Source organism: Bacillus sp. OK048, from assembly GCF_900103525.1.
Lineage (GTDB): Bacteria > Bacillota > Bacilli > Bacillales > Cytobacillaceae > Neobacillus.
The window spans coordinates 309,254-334,947 of record NZ_FNHN01000006.1; the positions used below are offsets into that span (position 1 = coordinate 309,254).

The window sequence follows — 25,694 nt, forward strand, 5'->3', positions numbered from 1 at the left end:
CAATAGGTTAGTTTAATTAAATTAAACATTTTTTAAAAAGCAGGATGATTGTACCCGTAAAAAGCGCAGGAGTGGAGTTAGGGTAACAATAATGTGAGGATTATGCCCGTAAAAGAGAAGGAGTATTACGGTAACAATAATGTAAGGATAGTGCCCATAAAAGTAGATGAGTAGAATTACGGTAACAATTAATAATGTTTGCATCTTCCAAATCACGGGTATGTTTAATATAATTAAACAAATGAAGATTTTTGGAGGAGCTGCTCTATTCATGTTAGGTGACCGAATACGTAAATTACGGAAGCAGAAAAAGTTGACGCTTGAAGCATTGGCAGGGGATGGCCTTACAAAAGGGATGCTTAGCTTAATCGAGAACAATAAAGCGAAGCCCTCCATGGAGAGCTTAGGATATATTGCTGAGGGGCTCGGGGTTGAAGTAACCGAACTACTAGAGGAAATCAGCACGCAGGAGTTAAGGGAGGTCCTTGAAAAAGCAGAGAAATTATATAATCAAAAGTCTGCCGACTCTTACAATGAACTACTAACGCTGATTGAACCTTTTAAAGAAAACCTTACACAAGGCTATGAGTCTGCGCGCTTGCTGGATATCTATAGCCGCAGTTTATACGAGGAAAAAATAGCTGGCTGGGAGGCCTACGCTGACCAAGCCGCAACCATGTATGACCAGATGAATCTGACAGCTAGGCGTGCGCAAATGACGATTTTTAGGTCAATGGTAAACTTTATTAAACATGATTATTCCAATGCATTAGACCTACTGGTAAGAGAGCGTACCGAGATTGAATTGAACCATGTCTACATCGACCCGATGTCGCGCGTTGACCTTGATTACCATGAAGCGATTTTGCATTTTGCAATTGGCGATAATGCGGCTGCCAGCCAGGTGATGGAAAGTGCGATTGATTTTTCAAAAGAGCACCGAATCTTTTATCGGATTAATGATTTATACCGACTTGGTGCAGGACAGGCACTTATGTTTAAAAATGAAGAACAGTTGGAGTTGTATTTGCGGAAGCTAAAACAATACGGAGAATTTGCGGATGATTTACCCTCCATTCTTATTCACGATCTCATCGTGGTTATGTCGTTAATTAATGTGAAGCAGGATTATTCTAAGGCACTTGACATTGTAAACCAATACTTAGCGGCACCAAAGATGGAGGAAGTTGTGGAGGATTTGTACCAATTGGAAAAAGGAAAAGCCCTATTTGGACTGGGACAATTTTCAGAAGCACTTTCTTATTTTGAAATGGTAGAGACTGCAGCTACCACGCACCATCCGTTTGATTTGGCACTTTATTATATTCGATATCCCTATAAAGCACTTTGCCACTGGGAACTAGGAGAAAGGGAAGAAGCTCTTCAAGCTGCCCAAGTAGCTTTGAATCATTTCGGGACCTTACCCGATTCACCTTTCAAGGAATTTGCGAATGATGTTTATAAAAATTTAGAGAATTCGTAGATGGATGGTTTTCATGAAGCCCAACATATAGGCCATCAGGGGAAATGGGCCTCATTAACCGATCATGAAGCCCAAAAACAGGAATTGCGATAGGAGATGGGTCTCATGAAACGTCCATGAAGCCCAAAAACAGAAATCGCAATAGGAAATGGGCCTCATGTAACATCCATGAAGCCCAAACATAGGAATCGCTGCGGCTAACCAGGGCGCTTCCGCTTTTTACATTAATCGTTCAATTTTTTGCTTAAATGTTATTTTAAAGCCTTTTTCCATTTTGCGATTACTTCTAGGTTCAGGGTTCATTACTTTAAAACTATCCTTCGTTAGTTGATAGTCTAGAAGATCACCGGCATTTGCAGCCGCTCTCCGGTTACGCGCTTTTGGAAGTTTGTATAAAACACCGACTTTTACTTGCTGCACCTCTTTCACCCCTTGAATAATGAGCTGCATAGCAAAGATTGAGATCATGAACGCAACCAATATCCATAAGTACCAGTATCTTCCGGCACCGATAGCCGTGCGTCCGACTTGTCCGACTAATCCTGACCATTCTTGTGTCATAGAGGTTGGCGGATCTCCCCCCATTGGGTCAAATGACAGTTTTGTTCCTCCAAAGAAGAAGTTAAAAATCCCTAAATGGATAAAGATTAACAGGACTTGAATAAATTGAGTCCCGAGTAAAATCGTTAACCGCGGTCCGATATGCGGGAAGATGTGACGCCAAAACAGATGAAATTTACTGCCCCCTAAAACGCGCGCACTGGCAATAAATTCATAGTCGAGAACACGCTTTATCTCCTTGCCTAATAAAACCGTTGTTAACGGAACGACCAGGATGGTTAAGATGAACATTTCCAATAAAATACGTTCGATAAAGGAGTAGGTAAAATCATAGCCAAAACCCGTAAATGCCGGCATTAAAATCGGTGCGAGTAAGATGTAGGCAATTAAACTTAACGGCAGAAAATGAATGGAATCTACCAGTTTTCCAAGCCAATGCTGGGTGCGTGGTCCTAGGTGAAAGGCGTAAAAGACACCAAATAATAGCCCGCTCGCGACACGCAACAACGCAATTAACAAGGCAAAGATTAACGTATACTTTGCACCAATTACTAATTGGTCAAAGAGACTGTATCCTAACTTGTCAGAACCAAAGAAAAATGGTTCGGTTGGTGCATGCGGCGCCGCACCAAGTAGTGTTACACCGTCTTCTGAATAATGAAGCCGGACTTGATCGACATGATTATCGGTAGTTACCGAATAAATCACACTGTAACTGATGGCTAAAATAAAAAATAAAGCTCCAAGTGCAAACTTCCAATTTTTCATGTGGCCGCCAAATAAAAATAGAAAAGAGACAATTGGACGAAATGGCGATAATTTTCGAAGATTGATAGATTTAATGGTATAAAGGATGTTTTCAGTCGAACGCTTTGACCATCCCAAGATAGTTCGCAGCCGCCATTTATGCCACGAGGAACCTCGCTTTTTTTCGTACGATAATGGCTGTTCTTCTTTTAGCCAAATATCGATTAATTGAAATAAGAGGTAAAATGGTGTGAAAATAAGGGCGAGTGTAACAAATACGGTGATCGGTTGGAAGTTCTCAAGTAAATAGTGCGTCAGCCCGTGGACATTAAAAATCCGTTCAATAATAAATTGACTAGATAGCGTTCCCCAAATAATAATCTTCATATGATGAAACGAAATGGGCATGATATTTTTTATCACATGACTGATTAAAATCCTTAATTTGTTAATCCCCTTACTTTTTGCAAAAGTGACATATACCTTTAAAAATTCTTCCTCGATCATGAGCAAAAGAATCTTGAACATCGACACCAGCGGCAAAATAGCCAATGTGACGATTGGTGCAAAATAAGCTTTTTCTTTAAAGCTGGCAACACTAAATAAATCAACGCCAAATTTCTTAAAGATATAAATAGATAACACTTGTAAGAGGGTGGCGACAATTAAGTCTGGTACGGATTCCAAAACATCAAGCACCTTTTTTATCGGTCGAAGCACGAACGCAGGTAAGAAGGCTGATCCTAGTGCCAAGAGTATCGCCACAATAAAACCGATTGATAGTGCCCCTGCTAAAATCTGCATGGAATAAATAAATGCCGGCCACATAATCTCCATCATGGGAGCCCCGCCTGCTTTTGAAACTTCCATTTTATAAATCCACGATTCAGGTTTAAACAAGTCTTGACCAAAAGTGATTAATTGCTCGAAGTAGCCTTGAGAATCTGGGACTCCTCTAGTAGAAAAATAGTGTGGAAAAATACTCACGAAAAAAATGGAAATCATCCCTAGTAAGTAATATGTAATCAATCTAACAAGCTTCATAGTATCACCCCAATTTGTCTCTAATATTTATTACTTTTGAATAATGATAGCAGTGTCATAAAAGAAATTATATTCTAAATTTTCAATCCCTTCAACTTAAACAATTTCCATTTATTTCAACGTATAGAATTTGGACGTAAGTGGTTTAGAAATTGTTATACTAAATGTGATAAAATAATCATTAGGGTTAAATATCTTACATAAGGGGAAATGACTATGATTCTTGTTGTTGGTGGTGCTGGTTATATTGGCAGTCATCTTGTTAAGGAATTAGTAGAAAAAGAAGAGGTTATTGTATTAGATAATTTGTCTACCGGTCATCGTGAAGCGATTGATCACAGGGCGATTTTTGTTAAGGGTGACCTTGGAAATGAAGAAGATCTGCAAATGATCTTTTCTAGTTATCCGATCAAGGCTGTTATGCATTTTGCTGCTTTTAGCTTGGTGGGTGAGTCCGTTGTGGATCCACTAAAGTACTATCAAAATAATGTCGCGGCAACGTTAACTCTTTTAAACGTAATGATGAAAAACAATGTGAAAAACTTTATTTTTTCATCTACTGCCGCTACATACGGGATACCAACTGTTGAAATCATTGATGAACAAACCGTAACAGCTCCCATCAATCCTTATGGCCACTCCAAATTAATGATTGAACAAATGCTTGCTGATTTTGCTTCCGCCTATGGGTTGCGCTATGTGGTACTGCGTTATTTTAATGCAGCAGGTGCACATGGATCTTCTAAAATTGGTGAAAGCCATGATCCTGAAACGCATTTAATACCGATTATCCTTCAGCAGTTATTAGGTCAACGTGAAAAGGTTGCTGTATTTGGATCTGATTATGATACAGCAGATGGAACTTGCATCCGGGATTACATTCACGTAACCGATTTAGCCAGCGCTCATATCCTTGCCCTGGAGGCATTATTGACAGAGAAGAAACGGAATGAGATCTATAATTTAGGAAATGGTCTCGGGTTTTCGGTAAAAGAGGTCATTGATACATGTGAACGAGTAACCGGGGTTAAGGCAAATGTTGAAATGGCCGAGCGACGTGCAGGCGATCCAGCCAGACTTGTGGCTTCATCACAGAAGATTTACAGTGAATTAGGCTGGAAAGCTGAGCGGGATTTAGAACAGATAATTGCCGACGCATGGAAATGGCATAATCAGCAACAATATTAGTAAAATACCCCCCTTGTCTTCTCATGAAAGACAAGGGGGTTTTTTGACCTTTTCTGTCCGGAAAAACTGACCTTTCACGACAAAATACTTTCTAGGATAGTGACAAAGGTTCGTTTCTCCAAAAGGGTTGTGGCATTTTTAATTACTGGTTATAGGATGAAAAAAATGTCTGATTTTGTTGATATCTATCACAGTCATTTTTTTGATTTTAGGATATGGTCTCATTAGTAGGAAAGGTGTTTGATTCTCAGTGTTCGTGGAAAGGAGCTTTCTTTTGAGAAATGAGACCAAAAAGCCAGAAATGAGTTCTTTTATCGAAATTTGTAAGCCTTTACTTTCGGGTGTGCCACTACCTTGTTTTTTGATGAATCTGGAAGGCAGTCTTGTTTTTTCAAATGAAGCTGCCCAAGAAGTTACTGGTTATTCGCGGCATGATGAGTATCAGCGGAATTTTGTTTCGATGTTGGCAGAAGAGGAAATTGGCAGGACAATCGAGCATATTAATGCTGTGCTTAAAGGCGATAGGTTGAGCTATCAAACAAAGCTAAAACATCGGAACGGGAATCTATTAAATGTGGAAATTCAGTCGATTCCAATTGAAATAAATGGTGTGATTCTTGGAATTTGCGGCTATATTACGGAAGTCGAAAACGAAAAGCATCATACTTCGCAGTCTATTCCAAGTAATTGGGATAATATTTTCACCGGTATTGAGATTTGTTTGTGGTCATTGGAGGCAACAACAATGAAAAACATTTCCATTTCGCCAGTATGTCAAACCATTTTTGGATATAGTGAAGAGGAGTTCCTTAAGGAACCATATTTATGGGAGCAACTTATTTTGCCCGTAGATAAAAAAGGCGCCTTAAGGCATATGGAGTTGGTGAGGAAGGGGGAATCCTCACTTCATGAATACCGGATTGTTACGAAAAACGGTGACCATAAATGGGTCTCTGATTTTATCGTTCCAATTTTTTCTGATTATACAAAGGAGCCGCTTAGGATTGATCGAATAGTAGTAGATATAACCAAGCGGAAAAAGGCAGAGGAAAAGTTAACTTATTTAGCTTACCATGATACATTAACGGGTCTGCCAAATAGACGAAAATTGGATCATGAGCTCCATAAAGCATTAACAGAAGCAAAAGAAAAGAAAACGTTGGTAGGGATCTTATTCTTGGATCTTGACCGATTTAAAAATATCAATGACTCCCTTGGCCATAAAATGGGGGATAAAGTGTTACAGGTGATCGCTGAACGATTGAGGGACAGTTTGAGATATGATGATCTTATTTCCCGTCAAGGCGGAGATGAGTTTGTCATTCTACTAAAAAACATGACGACTAGAGCGGACCTTGAGGAAGCAGCCGCTAGGATTAATAGGATCATCGCGGAACCGATTAAACTGCAAGGAAATGACTATGTACTAAGTGCCAGTATAGGGTTGAGTATCTTTCCTGATCACGGTATTGAGTCTGAAGGATTACTTCAAAAAGCAGACCATGCGATGTACTTAGCGAAGGAAAGTGGAGGCGGAATTCGGCCCTATGAAGCGGGAATGTCCAAAAGTCTTTCCAGAAAGCTGCTGCTTGAACAATATTTACATAAAGCCATTGAAAAGAATGAATTGTATTTGGATTACCAGCCGATTGTTGATGTTTACGGTAAGCAAGTGATCGGGTTAGAAGCACTCCTTCGCTGGAATCATCCTGTTTTGGGTGCGGTGTCACCGGGAGAGTTTATTGAGATTGCCGAAGAGTCAGATTTGATCATAAAATTAGGAAACTGGGTGCTGGAAACTGCCTGCAAACAACGTAAGCAATGGCTGGATATGAAGTTACCGCCTTTTTATGTATCGATCAATGTGCCAGCAAGACAAATTAATCTTGAGTCATTTTTGGGAAGTGTAAAAGAAAACCTAGAGCGGTATCAACTTCCAGCCAACTTGTTAAAGATTGAGATCACAGAAAGAACAGCTATGACCAATGTTCAGAGTACCTTGAATACGATAAATGAATTACAGGATGTTGGTGTCGATATTATTCTTGATGATTTTGGGGTTGGCTATTCCTCGATTAGTTACCTTGTCCAATATCCATTTAATACGATTAAAATTGATAAATCTTTTATCGAAAGGTTAGACAACAAAAATCAACGATCCGTTTGTCGAACATTAGTCGCCATGGGAAGAAACCTAGGGATGAATGTGGTAGCAGAGGGAGTAGAAGAGGTGGAACAATATCAGTTCTTATGCAGTATTGGCTGCCACAACATGCAAGGTTACTATTTTAGCAGACCGGCTAAGGTGGAATTGGTCGAGACGTTTTTTACGCCTGAACAGCGGGGAATTCAGGGGAAATTTCAATAATACTAGTCGAATAAAGCGGCCGTTGACCATTTGTCAACGGCCGTTACTTATACTATTAAATTCTTTACCATTGTAATAAATTCAGTTGATTCTTTATTAAACTTCATTTTTGGCAGAAATCCGAGTTTTGTATATAGATGAATGGCTCTTTTATTAAATGATGCGACGGTTAATCGGATGGAATCACTCTTAAAGTTTTCTTGGATATAGGAAAGGATGAACGAGAAGAATGCAGCACCAAAACCTTGGCCAGCTAAAGAAGGATTCAGTCCAATCCCGATATCGATTATTTCTTCGGAGTAGGCACCAACAGTGGAACCAAACGGAACTTGTGCAGATTTTCCAATACAAAAAAAGTCAACCAGTTCATTGTTTTGATTCAATACTGCATAATAGGGGTTCTCTAGCAATTCCTTAAGAGATTCAGAGCTTTCTTCATTATTATAAAAATCATAGGGTGATACGTATTTCCAAGTGAGGATTTGCTTTGCCAATTCTTCATTCATATTTTTTACAACTAACTGCATATTTTTAACCCCTCCTTTCTAGCTTTAAAGGGAGACCACCTTTTTGTAAAAATCTTACCATTTTCTGTTTGGAAAATCGAATTTCGGGAATTTTCGAAAAATATTTAGCTAATAAGGTCTGGCTCCTGTATAATCTTTTCTAATAATAAAAAAGAGGGTATGACGATGAATTCATATATTAAAGAACAAATTGAATCTTTTCAGAAAGTAAATCAGAATCGCGGACGTTTATTAGTCAGCTGCGCCGATCAACCTGGTATTGTATCAACGATCTCAAATTTTTTGTTTTCGTATCAAGCCAATATCATCGAATCCAGTCAATATTCAACCAATCCGGAAGGCGGAGTATTTTTTATTCGGATTGAATTCGAATGCCCTGGTCTCAAGGAAAAGGCGAAGAATATGGAGGAGCAGTTTGCTGGTATTGCTGAGAAGTTTTCAATGGAGTGGAAATTAACCCATGTGTATCAGGTGAAAAAGGCTGCTATTTTTGTATCGAAGGAACTTCACTGTCTGCTCGAGCTATTATGGGAATGGCAAAGCGGTGATTTAATGGCTGAGATTGCGCTTGTTATCAGCAACCATGAAGATGCAAGGGATGCGGTGGAAGGATTGAATATCCCGTTTTATTACATTCCTGCAAATAAAGATATCCGGAGACAAGTTGAAGCCCAGCAGCTGCAACTGTTAACAGAGCATGAGATTGATTTGGTGATTTTGGCGCGGTATATGCAGATTTTAACGCCTGATTTTGTGGCTGCAAATCCTAACAAAATCATTAATATTCACCACTCCTTCTTACCAGCTTTTGTGGGCGCAAGACCGTATGAACGTGCGCATGCCCGTGGTGTGAAGCTAATTGGGGCAACCTCCCATTATGTAACCAATGATCTTGATGAAGGTCCGATTATTGAACAGGATATTGCCCGCGTTGATCATCGTAATGATGTCGACAATCTGAAGAAAATTGGCCGTAGAGTGGAAAGAAGTGTACTGGCCCGAGCGGTAAAGTGGCATATCGAGGACCGGATTATTGTCCATCAAAATAAAACGATTGTTTTTTAAAGGTTTTGAGATTGCTATAAAAAGAGGATGATTTCAATTTGAAGTCATCCTCTTTCCTGTTCATAGATTACTTGAATTTGTAACAGGAGTGTTAAAGTGATGATTTTAACCACCTTTGAAGAACTTGGATATGTTAGAGAGGCGTTGGCTGCTGGTGCAGAAGGATATTTATTAAAAGCGATACATCCTAAAGATCTTGCAGCCGGAATCAGACTCGTGCATCATGGTGGAACACTGATTACACAAGAAATTGCCAAGCAATTAATAACGCAGTGGATTCAACCGTTTAATCCGGAAAAAGAAGAGAAAACTGCAAAAAACAATTTTGGCCTTACGGATCGAGAAATGGAGGTATTAAGCGAACTATCAAATGGATTAACCAACCGTGAGATCGCCCGGAAATTTTTCTTAACAGAAGGGACTGTGAAGAATTATATTTCCACTATCTATTCTAAATTAGATGTGACGGGAAGGCATAAAGCTGTGTTTAAGGCCAAGGAGCAAGGAATTATTAACCCTTAAAGGATGATGTTAAAGCCAAGTCCAATTAAAAAAGGACTGGTCACAGTCTCTGGATATGTGATCGGTCCTTACCTTGAGTTTCAAAGTTAGACGGGTTTCTTCCTTAAATGGGAGTAGTAAAAGCCCTAATTGCCCATGGTGTGCATGGATGAGCGATACTTTGTTCTTTTTTACATATTTTTCTGGTGAAAATATCTCACTATAGTAGTGAACCTTCTCGTTGAGAAGAGGAAGATTGACCATATATTTAGGCTGCCTGACCAAATGGATATAATCATAGCCAGGAATATCGCGAATCTGCGGAATATATTGAGTTGGGTCAACTCTAAGATTCATATGGATAACTTTTGACACTTGTCCATTCTCCTTTCAACATAACTAATTTATCTCTAAAAATAAGGTATGCATACTTGAGAATGAGGCTTGGACAAATTGGAAAAAACAAAAAAGCGTCACAGTCTGATTTAGACTATGGCGCTTTTTATCTTAGATAAACAAGCTTAGAAGTAAAACGATTCCAAGACCAACAATTGAGTTTACGAATAACAGAAGACCCCATGTTTTGAACGTCTCTTTAATCGATAATCCAAAGTATTCTTTGAATAACCAGAAGGAAGCGTCGTTCACATGTGTAATCGTATTACTACCTGCTGCAGTTGCTAATACCATTAGAACAGGGTTTACATCGAAGGTATGCATAAGCGGACCAACGATACCTGCAGCTGTAATTGCAGATACCACACCCGTACCTGTTGCAATACGTATTAGGGCAGTGATAAACCAAGCCATGATTAATGGTGAAACACTTGAATTTTGCATTAACGACGCGATGGCGTTACCAACACCAGAGTCTAAAATGATTTGTTTAAAAGCACCGCCAGAACCAACGATAAAGACGATCATGGCAATTCCTTCAATCGCACCAGAGAATGATTTCATGGTGTCTGACATAGTCCGTCCAACACGAATACCAAACACATAAATAGCCACTAAAACAGCTAGAATCATACTAATTTCTGCACTTCCGAAGAAGTTTACAATTTGATAAATAGTTGAACCTTTTTCAATAAAATAATTAATAATCGTTGCAGCAGTAATAATGATGGCAGGTGTTAATGGAACAAGTAAACTTACTGCAAAGGATGGCATTTCTGCTTCCGTGAATTCCTTTTCCTTTTTTAATAAAGGAGGTACTGGGCGGTCCAAGTTACGTAATAATCTTGGTAAAATAATACCGGCACAAATGACAGCAGGAATTACAACCACAAGACCTAAGATATAAACCATACCCATATCCGCACCATATGCATCAACTAATGCTACCGGGCCAGGCTGTGGCGGGAAGATACTATGAGCCATGGTAGCAGCAGCAACCATTGTCATCCCAAGACGTAAAAACGGTGTTTTCGCTTCAACAGCAATACTTACAACAAGTGGAGCTAAAATAATAAAGGCAACTTCATAAAACACGGAAATACCGAAGATGGCTCCGACAAGTAGAATCGCCCATTCAACATACTTTTCACCGAATTTGTTTAAAAGTGTTGTTGCAACACGTTGAGCCGCACCTGAATCGACCATCAATTTACCGAGTATGGCACCGAAACCGATGATGAGGGCGAGGCTTCCGAGCGTGCCTCCAAATCCGGCTTTTATGGATGCAATGACATCAGGTAATGTCAACCCGTTTGCAATCCCTACAAAAATAGCAGAGATTAAAAGAGCAAGCATACTGTTAAGTTTTACTTTCATGTTTAAGAAGAGTAGCAAGGCAACCCCAAGGGCAACCCAAATAATTGGTAAATAATTTTCCATGTTGATTCCTCCTGATTTTCTAGGTGTAATAGTAATATTGACATCGCTTACCTAAAATAAAGAATTGAGCAATAAGTAAAAGGGGGTAAGGGTTTACACTTTACTATTAATTAGTTTGTTCACTGAACAAACTAATCATCCTTAAGAAGGATAACATGTTCAAAATATGTTCGTCAATAGTTTTTTGAAAGCGTTGTATTGTCATTTTACCCAGCCCACTGATGGCTTAAGGGGAACAAAAATGACCCCGACAGTTGTAGTCGGGGTCCACTAAATATTATCTAATTGTTTTTAATGCTCCGCTCCAAGCGTTTACTTCGTCAAGCATAGCAGTCATATTCGTTTGGTGTAAATCAGCTGGTTTGAATACAGATCCGTTTTCAAAGTCTGTGAATAATGACAATGTTGGATGTGTGCGAACATCAGCAATTTTTAATTCTCCACAAATTCCACGTAAGTGTTCAGCCGCACGAGCTCCACCAGTTGAACCATAGCTTACGATACCAGCAGCTTTGTTGTACCAAGCTTCACGTGCAAAATCAAGAGCATTTTTTAAAGCGCCTGTAATGCTGTGGTTGTATTCTTGAACAACGAATACGAATCCATCTAAACTAGCAAGTTTTTGATTCCAAGCAGCGATTCCTGGTTCTGACCCATCAGTAGTGCCTAAGAATGGCAGTTTGAAATCTGCGATATCAACGATTTCATAATCTGCATCTCCACGTTGGTCAGCGATTCCTTTAACCCATTCGCCTACTTGTGGACTTACACGTCCATCACGTGTGCTTCCTAAGATGATACCGATTTTTAATTTTGGATTTGTCATTGTTTCTTCCTCCTTAGTGGAATTACCAAATAATTTGTTTAAAAAACCCATGCTGTACACCCCTTGTTGTTATTTTTGAATCTATATAGGCTTTTTGATTTTTAATTGTCTGAATTAAAATATATTCAATTAACTTATTTTTAATTCGAGATAAATATAATATAGATTTTAAACCATGTCAAGTAATTAATACTATTTAAATTCTCAATTTAAAAATTTCGTTTAATCTTTTCGAATCTTTGAGAGGCTTGTCTGTTTGATAGGACTATGCCACAATATATACAGAATAGGAACGAATGGAGGAACTAAAGTATGTCTACTTTGCCAAATTGTCCAAAATGTCATTCTGAATATACATATGAAGATGGAAGTCTAATGATTTGTCCGGAGTGCGGTCATGAATGGAGTTTAGAAGCTGCAGCCACCGAAGACGAAAAAGTTGTTAAAGATGCAAATGGTAATATTTTAAACGATGGTGATGCGGTAACGGTTATCAAGGATCTTAAAGTAAAAGGAAGTTCATCCACGTTAAAGCAAGGAACCAAAGTAAAAAGTATTCGGTTGGTAGATGGAGATCATAATATCGATTGCAAAATTGATGGTTTTGGGGCAATGAGTCTAAAATCAGAATATGTCAAAAAAATATAAAAAGTGGCGCTCCCTGATTTCACAGGGTAGCGCCTTACTTTTTCAATAATAAAAATATAAAATACGGAGCTCCGATTAAAGCGACCATTATTCCGGCGGGGATCTCAGCGGAGCCCATGAGATTACGTCCGATTGTGTCTGCAAACACTAAGAGCCAGCCTCCAATGAGAACAGCAATCGGAATAAATAATTGATTTCTTGGTCCAACTAGCGCCTTTGCCATATGGGGAGCCATCAATCCGATAAAGGAAATACCACCTGTAACCGAAACGGCAGAAGCTGCCAGGGCAACGGCTGTCATGAGTAAGATGATTCGTTCTTTTTCAATTGAAACGCCCAGGCCGATGGCTGCTGGTTCACTAAGACCAAGAAGGTTTAACCGATTGGCTTTGTATAAGGTAAAAGGAAGAAGAACAATGAACCAAGGGAGAAGTGCCCAAATAAACGGCCAATCTGTTCCCCAAATATTCCCTGCCAGCCATTTGGCAATAAAATCTACTTTAGCTCGTTCAGCAGAAGAAATCAGCACAATCATTGCTCCTGAGAGCGCCATTGAAAAACCTACCCCAATTAACACTAATCGAACAGGCTGCAGTCCCTCAGTTTTGCTATACGCAAATAAATAGAGGAGGATAGCTGTCAACATAGCCCCGACAAAAGCAACAACTGGAATCATGTAGGTAAACGAACCTGAATCAATTGGGAAAAATAAAAAGAATATGGTAACCGCGACACCTGCACCAGAATTAATCCCAATAATCCCAGGGTCTGCTAAATCATTACGGGTAATTCCTTGTAAAATGGCGCCGGATAAGGCAAGGGCCATACCCGCAAGAAGTGTAATGGTCATTCGTGGCAGTCGAACCGAAAACAACACGAATTCCTCTTTGAATGTACCTTGTCCAAGCATAGTTGGAACTAAACGATTAAAGGATAGAGAAGAGTATCCTAAACACAAGCCGATAACGATCGTAATGATAATTAGTGCGAATAAAATAGTTAAAATCATTTTTTGTTTTCTAAGTAAAGAGGGCTGGATCATGAGAATGCTTTGCCTCCTTTACGGACAATCACTAGGAAGAAAGGTAACCCCAGTGTTGCAACAATAGCGGCGACAGGTGTTTCAAATGGTGCGTTAATGGTCCGGCCAATGGTATCGGCAAAAAGCATAAACGTGGCTCCGGAAATAGCCGACATTGGGATAATAAAACGATAATCGGTGCCGACAATTGCCCGAACAACATGGGGAACCATTAAGCCGATGAATACCATATTACCGATAAGGGCAACGGAAGCACCCGCTAATAAAATAATCGCAATGAAAAGAAAACACTTTATCATCGTTGTATTTTGACCTAATCCAACGGCCACTTCTTCATTTAAGCTAAGAATGGTTAGCTGTCTTGAGAGAAAAAGAGCGACCAATAACCCCAGAAGGATGAACGGAACAATGACTTTAAGCTGATCCCAAGTAGTCCCTGCCATTCCGCCAGCCGTCCACATCGAGGTATTTTTTGATATTTTAAAATAAATGCCAATTCCTTCAGCAATCGCATATAAAAAGGCAGAAACAGCTGCCCCTGCTAATACAATTCTTAATGGGGAAAACCCGCCTTTTTTCATCGCTCCCATGCCGAAAACTATGGTGGTTCCAGCGGCAGCCCCAATAAAGCAGGCAATGGTAATGCTGAAATAATTCGCTGCTGGGATAAAGGCAATGACCATCGCTAATGCTGCATTTGCTCCTGCTGTTAAACCAAGTATGCCAGGATCAGCAAGCGGATTTCTAGTGATTCCTTGCATAATTGCCCCAGAGACTGAAAGCGCGGCTCCGACGACAATGGCCGCAACTTCACGTGGTAAACGGATTTCTCGGATGATTAATATATTTTCACCTTTAGTATCAGAAAAAAGTGCCAACCATACATCTCGTAGGGTGATATCAACAGCTCCCATAATCATGGAAACAACAAACATTCCAACGAAAATAAGAATACCGATTAGCAATTTGTAAACAAAAGGAATAGAACGCTGTTTTTCGTTTGTCATACGTCTCTCATCTTTTCTTTGATAGAATAGGGAGAGGGATTTAAGATTAGTAGAGTCCCTCTTGAAAAACTAGTTTCCTAGAAATGATTTTTTGAAAAACGCAAGCTGTTTTTCAAGTGTGACTGGATCACTGAAAGAAGCACCTTGACCATTCATTTCAAAAACACGTTTGTTTTTAACCGCAGGTATATTCTTATAGGTTTCTGTTTCTTGGAAGGAAGTATCCGCATCTGAGTATTTACTTAAAATGACATAATCTCCAGCATACTCTGGAATAACTTCGGCAGATAAAGCAAAATAGCCTGCTCCCTCTGCAACTTCTTTTACTTTCTCAGGCATTTTTAAATTCATTGCTTGATAAAGTATTTCTGTTCCACGTGCCCAGTTGCTGCCGAAAACATAGAGATCCTTACCAAAGCTTTCCATTACAGAAACAGTAGCATCCTCACCAATTTTAGCGCGAATTTCTTCACCTGCACTTTCAGCTTCTTTCTTGAATTCGTCAATCCATGCTTGAGCTTCTTTTTCTTTATTTACTAGTTTTCCAATTTCTAAGTGTTGTGTTAGATAATCCACTTTTCCCCATGTGTAGGTAACAGTAGGAGCAATTTCGCTCAACTTATCTATATTTTTAATGTTTGATAGACCAATAATTAAGTCTGGTTCTAGTTCGATAATTTTTTCTAGGTCTTGATCAGATACTTCTTCAACATCTTTCATTTCTTTTTCAAAAGTGGGGTTATTCTTTGACCACACATCGACACCGACGACATTGACACCTAAGGCTAGTACATTACCAGTGAAGCCAGATAGCAGAATGACACGTTTTGGCTCAGCTGGAACTTCAACTGATCCATTTTCAGATTGGTAGGTTATCGTTTCGGATTTCTTTTCTTCGGGTGCAGCTGTGTCCTCTTTTGTTGAAGTTTTGGTGCCGCAAGCACTAATAATTAACACTGCGAGCAGTATAAAAGCCAGAAGTAATTTTTTCATGTTTTGTTTCTCCTTTTAGTAGATTGTAAGTTACACACATTGGTTTTTTTGTTCGCGGATCGTGACCGATTACAGCGTCAATATTAAATACTTTTTTCAGCACTTGATGGCAGATCACTTCCTCACAACTTCCTGCTTTTACAATTTCCCCGTCCTTTAAGGCAATGATATAATCCGCAAATCGTGCTGCTTGGTTTAAATCATGAAGGACCATGACAATCGTCCGTTCTTGTTCATAATTTAATTTTTGCAGAAGTTCTAAGACTTCGAGTTGATGTGCCAAATCTAAATAAGTTGTGGGTTCGTCTAGGAAGATGATTTCCGTTTCTTGAGCGAGTGCCATCGCAATCCAAACACGCTGTCGCTGTCCGCCTGATAGTGCGTCTACTGGGCGAAACTTAAAATCGATTGTTCCTGTGACTTCAAGAGCCCAGTCAATTACTTCATAATCCTTTTTTGTTAAGCGGCCAAAACCTTTTTGATAGGGAAAGCGTCCGTAGGATACAAGTTCGCCGACTGTTAATCCACTAGCACTTTCTGGTGTTTGTGGAAGGATCGCCATTTGTTTCGCTAGAAGCTTTGTGTTTACCTTTGCTAAATTTTTTCCGTCTAGAAGGATGGCCCCAGAACGGTGGGGGATGATTCTTGTAATGGCTTTTAATAATGTCGATTTTCCACAGCCATTCGGTCCGATGATCGTTGTGATTTTCTTATCTGGTATTTCGATACTGAGATTTTTGACAATTAAGCGTTCTCCGTAGCCAATGCTTAGGTCATCTGTTAAGAGACGATCCATTGTAAACCTCCCTAATAAGAATTAATTGATAATGATTATCATTGTCGTTATGACCTTACTATAAAGGTGGTTGATAATGATTGTCAATTACAATTTTTTGAAAAGTTTTTTTATTGTTTAATAGTGTTTACCAACCGTATCTCATTTCTTTATGTTCTCAAGGATTGTTGTACATTTTTCGTCTGTCAAAAAGTCGTCAAATATAGGTGCAATAGAATTTTAAAAATAGGTGTTGTAAAACGAAAGAGAATCTATTAACCTTATTGATAATGATAATCAATTACAATTGGTTAAGGAGTGAACGTAAATGGAACAACATGATTTGTTTGATGTGACGGTGATTGGTGGAGGGCCAGCAGGACTTTATTCTACTTTTTATAGTGGTTTACGAGAAATGAAAACAAGGGTCATCGAATTTCAGCCGGAATTAGGGGGTAAAATTCATGTCTACCCTGAAAAAATGATATGGGATGTAGGGGGATTAACACCGATCACAGGAGGAAATCTTATCAAACAGCTTGTGGAGCAAGCATTAACCTTTAACCCAACCGTTGTCTTGAAAGAAAAAGTGGAATCGATTACACGGAATGGAGAAGGAATATTTGTCTTAAAAGGATCCTCCGGGCAGCTGCACTTTTCTAAAACAGTGATTGTTGCCATTGGCAGTGGAATTTTGAAGCCTCAAAAGTTGGAAATAGAGGGAGCAGAGAGATTTGAAGTCTCCAATTTGCATTATACGGTTAAATCGTTTGCACAATTTAAAGATAAAATCGTGATTATTTCAGGCGGCGGCAATTCTGCTGTTGATTGGGCAAACGAGCTCGAAGTGGTTGCCAAAAAGGTGTATTTAACCTATCGCAAAGAGAGTTTAGGAGGACATGGGCAGGAAGCACAGGCAACAAAGCTGTTGAATAGTTCTGTCGACTGTTTCTTTCAAACGTCCATTACCAAATTGATCGCTAATGGCGACCGTGATGAAATTGCGACCGTTGAATTGACAAATCATGATTCTGGTGAGGTTTCCTTCTTGCCGATTGATGAAGTGGTGATTAGTCATGGGTATGAACAGGATGCAGCTTTATTGAAAAATAGTGAATTGGATATTGCGATGGTCGATCACTATTATGTTGAGGGCAATGCGACAAGTGAATCTTCTATCGAGGGCTTGTATGCTGCGGGTGATATTTTAATGTACGAAGGAAAAATTAATTTGATTGCTGGTGCATTCCAAGATGCAGCTAACGCCGTGAATAAAGCCAAACAATTTATTCAACCTGACGCGGCGAAAGTCGCCATGGTTTCATCCCATAATGAACTTTTTAAGAAGCGTAACAAGGAATTAGTGAAACAAATGCTGCTTTAATGGCAAGGGGGAAAGGATTCCCCCTCACTCTGTTTTCAATTGGGGAGCAATTTTATCAATCCGATTGGTCCAAATTCCGCCGTTATAGTTGGATGGGAGCCTTTTCAGGTCATCCGCGGAATCAAATCCCTCTGACCATCCTCCGTCACCGGCAACCAAGATTCCTCGCGTATCAACGCTGTCCATCCGACTTAAAAATTTGTTTGGCCAGCCCCATAACCATGGGGCGAACTTTTCCGGGATATGCAATTGGGCTTTCTCGCATGAGGTTGGGATATAACCGGTCCAACCGACCGCGATATAAGGAAGCAGGCAGCTTTTTAACGTAGCCTTTGACATGACGCGAAGGTCAGGAAGTTCTTCTTTCAAGGAGGCAATCGGCTGGTCACCCCCGTAAATCGTCAATTGTTTTAAACGGTTTTCTGGCAGCTCTGCTAAAACTTGAGCAAGTTGTTTTCCTTCTTCTGGGTCATCACTCTTAATATGAATTAATAGTGATTGGTCTGGAAAAGGGGTTAATACTTCATCTAGAGAGGGCATAAGACCAACACCTTTACCGCGAAACGGATAGGTTTTTCCCTTATCCGCGGTGTAACCGTAGCCAATATCTAGCAGCTTTAATTCTGCCATTGTGTATTCCTTTGTGGTACCTTCGGAGTTTGTGCGGCATTCGAGTGTCCAGTCATGAAAAACAGCAAAATGACCGTCTTTTGTCGGCTTAATATCCAATTCAACTATATCCGCACCATTAAGAAAGGCAGCTTCCATGGAAGGTATGGTGTTTTCCAAATATGGATGTTCAGGTGTATGAATTCGCTCTGCTGTACACGTTTCACCGGTAATTCCCTCCATACTAAAGGTTTGTCCGAGCCCTCGATGCGCAAGAAGCAAAGGGTCACCATCACGTTCCTTCATAAAAAACGAACTGTTGTTAATAAAAATAAATACGGACAATACAAGAATGAATAAAAGGAATCTTTTTAGGGCCTTTTTCAGAATGAACATCTCCGTTTATTAATTGACTATATTGCTAAGGGAAGTATATTTCTAGCTTATCAAGATTGTTTCGCAAAATAAAGTAGTTTTGAAAGTCAGCGTTCATGGAAACCATGGGATATTCATGATAAGTGGTGATGGCTCTCACTTGTAGTGGATGGCGGAGAAATAATGCAGGATGGGGAGAAATAGTTGCGGATGGCAGGATTTAGTTGCGGATAGCGGAGAATAGTTGCGGATAGCGGGATTTGCTCTCGAATGGCGAGATTTACTCTCGTATGGCGAGATTTACTCTCGTATGGCAGGATTTACTCTCGAATGGCGAGATTTACTCTCGAATGGCGAGATTTACTCTCGTATGGCGAGATTTACTCTCGTATGGCAGAATTTACTCTCGTATGGCGAGATTTACTCTCGTATGGCGAGATTTACTCTCGTATAGCGAGATTTACTCTCGTATAGCGGAGATATACAGCTTCTTAGGATGGTTACACACAACCCCCAGGTTCCCCCGGGAGTTTTCCTAAAGATAAGGATAAGTTTTTGAATTTAGTTTACTGTCTAGCTCCAGCACCCTAGCGGCTAGTGTCCTTCGCTCTCCGCCCTACGATAAGTCAACATCGAATCGCCTCCGGCTCTTCGTGTTTCCTTTATCTCGGTTGGAGCGCTCCAGGCCATACGCCGCTGACCAGGGCGCTTGCGCTTTTCTCATTACAGGTGTTTATCTTTTAATTCAAGCAGATATTTTCGCCATTGAGCTGCTAACTCTTTCACACCGACTATTTTTTCAATCATCTCCATGGACGGCGATGGGTCATGGAAGTAGAGATGATGGATAGAGGAAACAGTGATTTGTTCGGGATGTGAAAATAGCTTATTAATTGGCGAATCGGCTTTCACCACACCTTCCTCCAGGACTCTGAAAAAGTATCCTGTATAGCCAGTTTTAATGATTCTTTTTAAAAGAAGATGATTGTGATTGCGTTTATTGATCGTTGAGCATGGATACCGCCCTTGTGATACCTGCAGGACAGCTTCCCCTATCTGAAAGATATCGCCAATACAAACCTGGTCTTCTGTCATCCCCGTTACTATTAGATTTTCTCCAAATGCAGAAGGTGTTAAGGCTTGGCCAAACTCACTTTGCCAATGGGCATAATGTTCGAAGGGATATACACAAACGACTCGATCAGAACCGCCATGATACTCTGGGTTCGCAACCTGATCGCCTGTTATTTGGTCGAAACCAGCAAAAATTTCATTGCATGGTTCTTTCCAAATTCCGGACACATAGGATTCATCCTTATACATACTATTTTTTGGCAAACCCTTGCTTACATAAATGATTTTACGACTATTCAAACCTCTCTTCGCCTCCTTGATGTACATTTTACAATTTTAAAAAACCCTTTGCGAGGGTTTTTCCATTTTATGATAGGATAAATACGGGCTGGATGATTGTTGGCAAAATGATGTCTATTGTAGTTCCTTCATTTACCTGGCTGGATATCAACAATTCTCCATTATGGCTTTCAATAATTTTATAACAGGTCATTAAGCCAAGACCCGTTCCCTTTTCTTTCGTAGTATAAAAGGGTTCACCGAGTGTTGGAATTCTTTCCTTTGGAATCCCGATGCCCTGATCGATGATCTGAATAGAAATTTTTCCTTCTTCCTTTTCTTTTACCTTAACATCAATGGTACCGCCACTTGGCATTGATTCTATCGCATTCTTCAGTAGATTTAGAAAAACCTGCTTTAATTGATTTTCCTCGCAGCTAATTTTAGGTAAGTCAGATTCGAATTCCACGAAAATTTGTACGTTGCTTAAAATGGATTGTGTATTTATTAAGGTCACAACATCTTTTATTAATTCCCTGACATCCTTTTCGGCAAAAACAGCCGCAGTTGGTTTGGCGAGTACTAGAAATTCTCCGACAATGTTATTAATACGATCAAGCTCTGATAACACAATATCATAGTATTCATCCTGGTGTTTCTCGACTTTGAACAATTGTATGAAACCTTTAATGGAAGTAAGCGGGTTCCGAATTTCATGAGCAATGCCTGCAGCCATTTGGCCAAGTAGAGCCAGCTTTTCAGACTTTTGCAGGAGTTGTTCGGTTTGTTCCTTTCGTTCTGTAACGTCTTTTCCGATGGAAAGCACAGCATCTTTTCCTCTAAAGGTAATGGACATGGAAGAGCCTTCAAAGAAAAAAAACGTCCCATCGAATCGTTTTGCTTTATATTCCGTATTAATTAATGGCCGCTTCCCTTTTTTTACTTGTTTCAGGCGTTCAACCATCCTTTCATGATATTCGGGTAAAATAAAGTCATAAAGAGATATACCAATCAAACCATCCATACTATCAGCGCCAAGCATGAAAACAGTAGCTTTATTGGCATAAATAACTTTATTGTTGTAATGAATAAAAATGGCTTTAGGTAATGAATCGATTAATTGTTTATAGCTTTCTTCACTAGCACGTGCTTGTTTCCCATAGTAACGTGTCCGGTCGTATTGCCAGCCAACCACCCAAGCAATCGTTGTAAAAATAAGAAAGTCTATTGTAAAAAAATGATCATGCTCCACAATGGCTTGAAAAATTGAAAATAATACCGATATTAATACCAGCGTAGTTTGTCCCGATTTATTCATCCGTTTGCCCTCAAATTTACTTAATTTTCCTTAATAATAACACGAAAGAATACGGAATTAGTAGAGAAATAGCACTAGTGAAACATTTTTACTATAAACCGATAAAAGGCAAAAAGCCAGCTGCTTTTTGCTTTTCTAATGACCATCTATGAAATTAAAATTCTGACATTCTTTTATACAAATTCAGGATAGATTGTCCGTAGCTAGTACCAGGTACAGCCCATTTTCCGTTTAAAGCGGTCCAGGTTGTCGCAGAGCCTCTATTTACAAGTCGAAAGCGCGGGTCAACCAGTGGGTATCGATTAGGCAAGGGTGAATTAGTAGCATAAGCATACAAATGCTGGAGATGTGCAAGAACACCTTCCTCCCGTGTAGGGAAGCTTGCACCACGTGATCCACCACCTGTTGCTCCAATTCCAGCGAAATTGTGCTGCCCATTTCTCACGTCACCTGTAAACCGAAAATAGCCTGTTTCGTGCATCGCTTGTGCAAAGGCCACGTCACCTCTAATTCCATAATACTCTCCCAGTTTTTTGTAAAAATCCCCTAGTAATGGCGCATTTGGGTTAATTGATCTTACATATGTGTTCATTTTTTCAGCGGATAGCTGGGTAGGACCTAAAATTGAAGTTGGATTTAGGTCAATAGGCCCAGGGCTTGGAGTTGGAGTTGGGCTGTTCACATTTTCTGCTAGTATAAAGGCATTTATTCCTGTGCTTCCCTTGATATCAGTTACCCGTTGTTCTGCATTTTCCCGAATGGAGAAGGCACCTACCTGCACCCGAAACCAGGTTTCACCTGAGATGACCGTCGCAACGATAAAGGATTGAATTCCTTTTGACCGAAGGAAGCCTATGCGCTCCTGTGCATTTTCCCTTGATTTGAAGGACCCGGCAAATACTTTGTACATTTAAACACCTCCATTTGTCAGTTTCATTCTATGTTATGTAAAAGAAACATTTTACGGTAGACAATAGCCTGCTAATTCAAAAAGAAACCCCCAGTTGGAGGTTTCTTAGGTTCCACTTTTAGCGGTTCTGCCCTTAAAATGAATTCTTTTTTGCTGTTGCATTAAAAAGAAAAAGACACCAAGGAGTACGAGCATTCCACCTGCGATTTGCCAGTTTACTAAATGCTCATTTAGTAAAATGACTGCCAGGATCGAAGCACCAACAGGTTCACCTAATATACTCATTGAAATGGTGGTTGCATTCACATAGTTTAGAAGCCAGTTATTGATGATATGACTGATCGTTGGAACGGTTGCCAGTAATAAGAAAATTCCCCATTCCTCGGCAGGGTAGCCGTTAAAAGCTACACTGGTGCTTAGGTTATAAATTGATAGAATAATCGTAGCAATGAAAAACACACAAAAGCTATAAATCCAATGAGATACTTTTTTTACAATACGTTGGCCGATCAGCAAGTAGCCAACGACAGCAATGACACTTAAAAATGAGAGAATGTCACCAAAAATAGCGTCCTGACTTAAGGCTAAATCTCCCCAGCCAATCATCATTGCGCCAATAATCGCTATGCCCATCGTCATCAATGCTGGGGTCGTTGTCCGTTCTTTAAAGAGAAAGTATCCGCCAACCAATGAAACAATTGGCTGCAGGGCAAGGATGATTGTGGAACTGGCAACGGTCGTTAATTTTAGGGAACCAAACCAAAGAACAAAATGCAGGGCTAGAAACAGACCTGAAAAAAATAAAAACACCCAATCTTTTGTTGTGATTTTTGTAAATTCCGCACGGTACTTCCAGACGATGGGCAGCATTAAAAGGCTAGCTAACAGCATCCGATACATACTTAAAATCGAAGCGGGCGCATCGGACCATTTTACAAAAATCGCTGAGAACGATATGGCTATAATTGAAATCGTGAGTGGTAAGACAATTGATCTGGAACTTTCCTGCTGTGACATCTTTTCTTTATCCTCTTTTCTTAACTAAATTTCCATCAATGAATTTTAACATATTATTTTGGTTTAGAGAGAACGAAGGTTCCTTATGTAAATATTGTTGCTAATGCAAATATTAACCAAATGAAAAACGCCAAACCCCGGGTGTGAGGGGATTGACGTTCTCCTGCTACTTTTTTGTATACAGTTCTTCGACTTGAACCTTGCTATTTTCTAATGAATCGACAAACCGTTTGATTCGTTTTATTGCCTCTTGGAGTTGTTCCAGAGAAGTGGCATAGGAGCATCTGACATAGCCTTCGCCGCTCTCTCCAAAAGCACTTCCTGGTACTACGGCTACTTTTTCAGCTAATAAAAGCTCTTCCGCAAATTGTTCAGAGGTCAACCCTGTTTTTATAATAGAAGGGAAGACGTAGAAAGCACCACCTGGCGTGTGGCAGTCCAAACCAATGTTATTTAAAGATTGAACAATGTAATTCCGTCTCCTGCGATAACTTCTTCTCATGCTTTCCACTTCGTGATACGTATTTCTTAGTGCCTCAATTGCACCGTGCTGGAGCATATGTGACGCACACATGGTAGTATATTGTAAAATTTTCACCATTTGCTCCGTAAATGATGCTGGGGCAGCTAAGTAACCTAATCTCCAGCCCGTCATCGCAAATCCTTTTGAGAAGCCGTTGACTAAGATGGTCCGTTCGTACATTCCTTCAATCGAGGCAAAGCTAGTATAGTCTTCATCATAGGTTAATTCTGCATAGATTTCATCAGAGACGACGAGCAGGTCATGTTTTTCGACCACAGCAGCAATATTTGTCAGCTCTTCTTTATTTAGATAAGTTCCCGTTGGATTATTTGGGGAACATAATAAAATTGCCTTGGTACGACTGGTAATCGCGTTTTCAATTTGTTCAGGTGTAAGCTTAAAGCCATTGCTTGGGTGTGTTGAAACGGGTATTGGCTTGCCGCCGGCTAACGTGACTAACGGTGCGTAGGAAACGAAGGCGGGTTCAATAATTAATACCTCGTCCCCAGGGTTTAAAATCGCACGGAAGGTGAGATCAATTGCTTGGCTGGCACCGACCGTCACAATGATTTGATCGACCGGATTATACTGGATTCCGAATCGCTTATTTAAGTAGAAGGAGATTTCCTGTCTTAGTTCAAGCAAACCTGGATTTGCTGTATACGATGTAAAGCCTTCTTCTAGCGATAGAATGGCTGCTTCCCGGATACTCCAAGGTGTGATAAAGTCTGGTTCACCGACTCCTAGGGAAATGACGCCTTTCATGGAGGCTGCTAGGTCAAAAAACTTCCTTATTCCAGAAGGTTTAAGTTCCTTCACCATTTCAGATAAATAGTGTTGGTGTTCCTTCATCATGGTGAAACCACCATTCGACGATCGCGATCATTGTTTTCTCCAAAAATAACGCCATCATGTTTATATTTTTTTAACATGAAATGTGTGGTTGTGGAAATGACATTATCGATGGTTGACAGCTTTTCAGAAACAAAACGAGCGATCTCCGACATCGTTTTTCCTTCAATGGTGATTGATAAATCATAGGCACCAGACATGAGGTATAAGGAAGTCACTTCTGGAAAGCGATAAATTCTTTCCGCCACTTCGTCAAAGCCAACCCCGCGTTTGGGTGTCACCTTAACCTCAATCATCGCCACAATACTATCCTTGCCAGCTACCTTGCTCCAATCAATCAAAGCCGGGTAACTAACAATCACTTTCTCATCCTCTAGCTTCTTAATGAGCGCATTAACATCCTCCACAGTCGAATTCACCATCAAGGCAATATCCTCAACAGGAATCCTATGACTCTCCTCAAGAATCTGCAACACCTCGAGCTCCTCACCAGACAACTTCATCCTACATCCCTCTCATTCCTAAACTAATAATACATATCATACATCATTGTTTGAATAATTTAAATACGTGGTGCCTGTCACCGCTCGTGGACACTGTCCACCCCAGGTGGACAGTTATTACTTTATAAAAAAGGTTGCTGGTTAGGAGACTGCTGAAAATATAGGCAATCTAAATTTACCGCAATAAAAATTAAAAAGATTAGGGATGTTTTTGAACATTCCCTAATCTTTTTTCGTGT

At 39.9% G+C, this 25,694-nt stretch carries 23 protein-coding genes; 7 read left to right on the forward strand and 16 right to left on the reverse strand.

Annotated elements, in window-relative coordinates:
- Positions 1 to 166 precede the first annotated feature (166 nt).
- Positions 167 to 1,483, forward strand: a complete 1,317-nt coding sequence (locus BLR86_RS13530) for a helix-turn-helix transcriptional regulator (RefSeq protein WP_254782327.1) — start codon at positions 167 to 169, stop codon at positions 1,481 to 1,483.
- A 219-nt stretch (positions 1,484 to 1,702) separates the two neighbouring features.
- On the opposite strand, the gene BLR86_RS13535 is transcribed toward BLR86_RS13530, so the two are convergent.
- Positions 1,703 to 3,835, reverse strand: coding sequence for an ABC transporter permease subunit (locus BLR86_RS13535; RefSeq protein ID WP_090762254.1), 2,133 nt, complete (start codon positions 3,833 to 3,835; stop codon positions 1,703 to 1,705).
- Positions 3,836 to 4,051: 216 nt separating this feature from the next.
- On the opposite strand from BLR86_RS13535, the gene galE reads away from it, so the two are divergent.
- Together galE and BLR86_RS13545 are read left to right on the forward strand one after the other, a co-directional pair.
- Positions 4,052 to 5,023: a UDP-glucose 4-epimerase GalE gene (galE, locus tag BLR86_RS13540; RefSeq protein ID WP_090762256.1), complete on the forward strand. Its 972-nt coding sequence runs from the start codon at positions 4,052 to 4,054 to the stop codon at positions 5,021 to 5,023.
- A gap of 274 nt (positions 5,024 to 5,297) precedes the next feature.
- Positions 5,298 to 7,391, forward strand: a complete 2,094-nt coding sequence (locus tag BLR86_RS13545) for an EAL domain-containing protein (protein ID WP_090762258.1) — start codon at positions 5,298 to 5,300, stop codon at positions 7,389 to 7,391.
- Positions 7,392 to 7,438: 47 nt separating this feature from the next.
- Here BLR86_RS13545 and BLR86_RS13550 read toward each other — a convergent pair whose 3' ends face one another.
- Positions 7,439 to 7,918, reverse strand: a complete 480-nt coding sequence (locus BLR86_RS13550) for a GNAT family N-acetyltransferase (protein ID WP_090762260.1) — start codon at positions 7,916 to 7,918, stop codon at positions 7,439 to 7,441.
- A gap of 165 nt (positions 7,919 to 8,083) precedes the next feature.
- On the opposite strand from BLR86_RS13550, the gene purU reads away from it, so the two are divergent.
- Together purU and BLR86_RS13560 are read left to right on the forward strand one after the other, a co-directional pair.
- A complete protein-coding gene (purU, locus tag BLR86_RS13555) occupies positions 8,084 to 8,983 on the forward strand; it encodes a formyltetrahydrofolate deformylase (RefSeq protein WP_090762261.1) in 900 nt (299 codons plus the stop codon).
- 99 nt (positions 8,984 to 9,082) lie between these two features.
- Positions 9,083 to 9,505 (forward strand): response regulator transcription factor, encoded by a 423-nt coding sequence (locus BLR86_RS13560; protein ID WP_090762263.1) that lies wholly within the window; start codon positions 9,083 to 9,085, stop codon positions 9,503 to 9,505.
- A 9-nt stretch (positions 9,506 to 9,514) separates the two neighbouring features.
- Here the strand turns inward: BLR86_RS13560 and BLR86_RS13565 are convergent, their stop codons facing one another.
- From BLR86_RS13565 to BLR86_RS13575, 3 genes are all read right to left on the reverse strand, one after another.
- Positions 9,515 to 9,859 (reverse strand): hypothetical protein, encoded by a 345-nt coding sequence (locus BLR86_RS13565; RefSeq protein WP_175492890.1) that lies wholly within the window; start codon positions 9,857 to 9,859, stop codon positions 9,515 to 9,517.
- A gap of 132 nt (positions 9,860 to 9,991) precedes the next feature.
- A complete protein-coding gene (locus BLR86_RS13570; RefSeq protein WP_090762265.1) occupies positions 9,992 to 11,320 on the reverse strand; it encodes a gluconate:H+ symporter in 1,329 nt (442 codons plus the stop codon).
- Positions 11,321 to 11,597: 277 nt separating this feature from the next.
- A complete protein-coding gene (locus BLR86_RS13575; RefSeq protein WP_090762267.1) occupies positions 11,598 to 12,197 on the reverse strand; it encodes an NADPH-dependent FMN reductase in 600 nt (199 codons plus the stop codon).
- A gap of 261 nt (positions 12,198 to 12,458) precedes the next feature.
- Here BLR86_RS13575 and BLR86_RS13580 point away from each other — a divergent pair, with 261 nt between their 5' ends.
- Positions 12,459 to 12,794 carry a zinc ribbon domain-containing protein YjdM gene (locus tag BLR86_RS13580; protein ID WP_090762269.1) on the forward strand — a complete coding sequence of 112 codons (336 nt, stop codon included), beginning with the start codon at positions 12,459 to 12,461 and terminating at the stop codon, positions 12,792 to 12,794.
- Positions 12,795 to 12,828: 34 nt separating this feature from the next.
- On the opposite strand, the gene BLR86_RS13585 is transcribed toward BLR86_RS13580, so the two are convergent.
- From BLR86_RS13585 to BLR86_RS13600, 4 genes are all read right to left on the reverse strand, one after another.
- The gene (locus BLR86_RS13585; protein ID WP_090762271.1) at positions 12,829 to 13,836 is read right to left on the reverse strand and encodes a FecCD family ABC transporter permease; all 1,008 of its coding nucleotides are present in this window, start codon (positions 13,834 to 13,836) and stop codon (positions 12,829 to 12,831) included.
- Positions 13,833 to 14,843, reverse strand: coding sequence for a FecCD family ABC transporter permease (locus tag BLR86_RS13590; protein ID WP_090762273.1), 1,011 nt, complete (start codon positions 14,841 to 14,843; stop codon positions 13,833 to 13,835). The genes BLR86_RS13585 and BLR86_RS13590 overlap by 4 nt, the downstream gene beginning before the upstream one ends.
- Before the next feature lie 69 nt (positions 14,844 to 14,912).
- Positions 14,913 to 15,836, reverse strand: a complete 924-nt coding sequence (locus BLR86_RS13595; protein WP_090762275.1) for an iron-hydroxamate ABC transporter substrate-binding protein — start codon at positions 15,834 to 15,836, stop codon at positions 14,913 to 14,915.
- Positions 15,787 to 16,632, reverse strand: coding sequence for an ABC transporter ATP-binding protein (locus BLR86_RS13600; RefSeq protein WP_090762277.1), 846 nt, complete (start codon positions 16,630 to 16,632; stop codon positions 15,787 to 15,789). Before BLR86_RS13600 ends, BLR86_RS13595 begins: the two co-directional genes overlap by 50 nt.
- 307 nt (positions 16,633 to 16,939) lie before the next feature.
- Here BLR86_RS13600 and BLR86_RS13605 point away from each other — a divergent pair, with 307 nt between their 5' ends.
- On the forward strand, positions 16,940 to 17,995 hold the full coding sequence (locus tag BLR86_RS13605; protein WP_090762279.1) for an NAD(P)/FAD-dependent oxidoreductase: 1,056 nt from the start codon (positions 16,940 to 16,942) through the stop codon (positions 17,993 to 17,995).
- Between the two features lie 24 nt (positions 17,996 to 18,019).
- Here BLR86_RS13605 and BLR86_RS13610 read toward each other — a convergent pair whose 3' ends face one another.
- From BLR86_RS13610 to BLR86_RS13640, 7 genes are all read right to left on the reverse strand, one after another.
- The gene (locus tag BLR86_RS13610) at positions 18,020 to 19,000 is read right to left on the reverse strand and encodes a glycerophosphodiester phosphodiesterase family protein (RefSeq protein ID WP_090762281.1); all 981 of its coding nucleotides are present in this window, start codon (positions 18,998 to 19,000) and stop codon (positions 18,020 to 18,022) included.
- Positions 19,001 to 19,702: 702 nt separating this feature from the next.
- Entirely contained in the window at positions 19,703 to 20,353 is a 651-nt protein-coding gene (locus BLR86_RS13615) for an MOSC domain-containing protein (protein WP_254782328.1), read from the reverse strand.
- Positions 20,354 to 20,420: 67 nt separating this feature from the next.
- Positions 20,421 to 21,650: an ATP-binding protein gene (locus BLR86_RS13620; RefSeq protein WP_090762284.1), complete on the reverse strand. Its 1,230-nt coding sequence runs from the start codon at positions 21,648 to 21,650 to the stop codon at positions 20,421 to 20,423.
- A gap of 154 nt (positions 21,651 to 21,804) precedes the next feature.
- Positions 21,805 to 22,560 (reverse strand): SPOR domain-containing protein, encoded by a 756-nt coding sequence (locus BLR86_RS13625; protein ID WP_090762286.1) that lies wholly within the window; start codon positions 22,558 to 22,560, stop codon positions 21,805 to 21,807.
- Between the two features lie 105 nt (positions 22,561 to 22,665).
- Entirely contained in the window at positions 22,666 to 23,577 is a 912-nt protein-coding gene (locus BLR86_RS13630) for a DMT family transporter (protein ID WP_090762288.1), read from the reverse strand.
- A 166-nt stretch (positions 23,578 to 23,743) separates the two neighbouring features.
- Positions 23,744 to 24,952 (reverse strand): aminotransferase, encoded by a 1,209-nt coding sequence (locus BLR86_RS13635; protein WP_090762324.1) that lies wholly within the window; start codon positions 24,950 to 24,952, stop codon positions 23,744 to 23,746.
- The gene (locus BLR86_RS13640) at positions 24,952 to 25,455 is read right to left on the reverse strand and encodes an Lrp/AsnC family transcriptional regulator (RefSeq protein WP_090762290.1); all 504 of its coding nucleotides are present in this window, start codon (positions 25,453 to 25,455) and stop codon (positions 24,952 to 24,954) included. The genes BLR86_RS13635 and BLR86_RS13640 overlap by 1 nt, the downstream gene beginning before the upstream one ends.
- Positions 25,456 to 25,694: the final 239 nt, after the last annotated feature.

Bases quoted from the DNA above. Each gene is read 5' to 3' on its own strand.
- purU (WP_090762261.1), top strand. From the start codon at position 8,084: ATGAATTCATATATTAAAGAACAAATTGAATCTTTTCAGAAAGTAAAT.
- BLR86_RS13595 (WP_090762275.1), bottom strand. From the start codon at position 15,836: ATGAAAAAATTACTTCTGGCTTTTATACTGCTCGCAGTGTTAATTATT.
- BLR86_RS13610 (WP_090762281.1), bottom strand. From the start codon at position 19,000: ATGTTCATTCTGAAAAAGGCCCTAAAAAGATTCCTTTTATTCATTCTT.
- BLR86_RS13550 (WP_090762260.1), bottom strand. From the start codon at position 7,918: ATGCAGTTAGTTGTAAAAAATATGAATGAAGAATTGGCAAAGCAAATC.
- BLR86_RS13560 (WP_090762263.1), top strand. From the start codon at position 9,083: ATGATTTTAACCACCTTTGAAGAACTTGGATATGTTAGAGAGGCGTTG.
- BLR86_RS13625 (WP_090762286.1), bottom strand. From the start codon at position 22,560: ATGTACAAAGTATTTGCCGGGTCCTTCAAATCAAGGGAAAATGCACAG.
- BLR86_RS13630 (WP_090762288.1), bottom strand. From the start codon at position 23,577: ATGTCACAGCAGGAAAGTTCCAGATCAATTGTCTTACCACTCACGATT.
- BLR86_RS13640 (WP_090762290.1), bottom strand. From the start codon at position 25,455: ATGAAGTTGTCTGGTGAGGAGCTCGAGGTGTTGCAGATTCTTGAGGAG.
- galE (WP_090762256.1), top strand. From the start codon at position 4,052: ATGATTCTTGTTGTTGGTGGTGCTGGTTATATTGGCAGTCATCTTGTT.
- BLR86_RS13600 (WP_090762277.1), bottom strand. From the start codon at position 16,632: ATGGATCGTCTCTTAACAGATGACCTAAGCATTGGCTACGGAGAACGC.
- BLR86_RS13575 (WP_090762267.1), bottom strand. From the start codon at position 12,197: ATGGGTTTTTTAAACAAATTATTTGGTAATTCCACTAAGGAGGAAGAA.
- BLR86_RS13570 (WP_090762265.1), bottom strand. From the start codon at position 11,320: ATGGAAAATTATTTACCAATTATTTGGGTTGCCCTTGGGGTTGCCTTG.
- BLR86_RS13605 (WP_090762279.1), top strand. From the start codon at position 16,940: ATGGAACAACATGATTTGTTTGATGTGACGGTGATTGGTGGAGGGCCA.
- BLR86_RS13580 (WP_090762269.1), top strand. From the start codon at position 12,459: ATGTCTACTTTGCCAAATTGTCCAAAATGTCATTCTGAATATACATAT.
- BLR86_RS13635 (WP_090762324.1), bottom strand. From the start codon at position 24,952: ATGAAGGAACACCAACACTATTTATCTGAAATGGTGAAGGAACTTAAA.
- BLR86_RS13530 (WP_254782327.1), top strand. From the start codon at position 167: ATGAGTAGAATTACGGTAACAATTAATAATGTTTGCATCTTCCAAATC.
- BLR86_RS13535 (WP_090762254.1), bottom strand. From the start codon at position 3,835: ATGAAGCTTGTTAGATTGATTACATATTACTTACTAGGGATGATTTCC.
- BLR86_RS13590 (WP_090762273.1), bottom strand. From the start codon at position 14,843: ATGACAAACGAAAAACAGCGTTCTATTCCTTTTGTTTACAAATTGCTA.
- BLR86_RS13620 (WP_090762284.1), bottom strand. From the start codon at position 21,650: ATGAATAAATCGGGACAAACTACGCTGGTATTAATATCGGTATTATTT.
- BLR86_RS13585 (WP_090762271.1), bottom strand. From the start codon at position 13,836: ATGATCCAGCCCTCTTTACTTAGAAAACAAAAAATGATTTTAACTATT.